Source organism: Desulfovibrio sp. 1214_IL3152 (assembly GCF_036763055.1).
Classification (GTDB): Bacteria; Desulfobacterota; Desulfovibrionia; order Desulfovibrionales; family Desulfovibrionaceae; genus Desulfovibrio.
In genome coordinates, this window is sequence record NZ_JBAIYW010000602.1 from 1 (window position 1) to 1,408 (window position 1,408).

Annotated in this window: 2 protein-coding genes; both read left to right on the top strand. The window is 59.9% G+C overall.

The features are described 5' to 3' along the window. On the top strand, window positions 1-291 hold a 291-nt coding region (locus V6C07_RS12690), incomplete at its 5' end, for an SPOR domain-containing protein (RefSeq protein ID WP_333536839.1). A 406-nt stretch (window positions 292-697) separates the two neighbouring features. Continuing rightward, window positions 698-1,408, top strand: a 711-nt coding sequence (locus tag V6C07_RS12695) for a nitrate- and nitrite sensing domain-containing protein (RefSeq protein ID WP_333536840.1), incomplete at its 3' end; no start/stop codon positions are given.

A 1,408-nucleotide genomic window follows, 5' to 3' on the forward strand; every position in this document is an offset into this window, starting at 1 on the left:
TCAGGCACGGGGCGGGTGCGCATCCAGAGCCTGGGCGGCGTGCCGCAACTGCGCGACGACGGCGACTTTACAGGGGCCTACTATGTACAGGTGGGGGCTTTCGCCAACAAGGACAATGCCGACCGCCTGACGCGGACCCTGGCCAAGGCCGGACACAAGAGCCGCATACGCTACGGCAGCAACAATATGTGGAACGTGCAGGCCGGGCCGTGGCCGGATTCGTTCGGCGCGCAAAAGCAGCTTGAGATTTTCAGCATCCTGTATCCCGGTTCATTTGTCGTGGGTGATTAGCGCAGCAGAACCTTGAATATATACACCCTCAAAGCTCCAGAACCTCACTACGGCGCGGAACGGCGTGCGCAAAAGCGCCCACGCTTTCATGGCGGCCGCCTGCTCACCCAGCAGTCCGGGCTGCTTCAAAGCGAAACGGCATCACGCCTTTACCCGCAGAACCCCGTCGCACCGCCCTCTTGCCACAGCGCCACATGCCAACACCGCGGCTTTGCCGCGTTACCCAGCCTTGAGTCTGGCGGTGCGCCCTGCGCACCTTATTTTCTATTGACCCCCCATGCTCTTTTCCCCATTATGCCGATAAGCGTAATATTCGGTAAAGAGGGGAAGGCCTTTCTTGTGGCCAAAAACAGTTTGCGGCACGCGCCGACGACGTTGCCGGACATCAAATCCTCGGGGGCGGGGTATGCTCAAAAACATTCGCGTGCGGACAAAGCTTGTGGTTCTCCTTGCACTGCCGCTGCTGGCTTTGCTTGTTCTGTCCGTCAACAATGCCCTTACCGCCTATGCTCAATACCGGGCCATGACCTCGGTGACGGAAAGCGTGGCACTCTCCTCAGCAGGGGGCAACCTGATTCACGAACTGCAAAAAGAACGCGGCCTTTCCGCAGGTTTTACGGGCAGCAAGGGAACGGCCTTTGCGCGGGAACTGCGCGAACAGCGCGGCGCCACCAGATCCGCCCGCGCGGAACTGGAAAAAAAGATCGCCTCTCTGGGTTCGGCGGAGGCCGTCGTTGCCGTAAAGAAATCCTTTGCCCCGTTGTTTGTCCGGCTTGATGCCCTTGATGCCCTGGCAGCCCGCATTGATTCGCTGTCCGTACCCGCCGGGGATATCATCACTGAGTATTCCGGAACCGTGGAACAACTGCAAACGGCCTTGCAGGTGGTTTTGCAGTTCAGCGAAAACCTGACCGTCTACATGCAGGCCGTGCAGTATTTTGACCTTGTGGCCGCCAAGGAATTTACCGGTCAGGAGCGCGCCACCCTCAACGCGGCCCTTTCGGCCGGCACGTTTACCAAGCCGCTGTACAAGGCATGGCTTGAGCGCGTGGCCCTGCAAAACGAATTTCTAAAGCGGTCGCTGGCGCAGGCCAGCCCCGCAGTGGCCCGGGTGTAC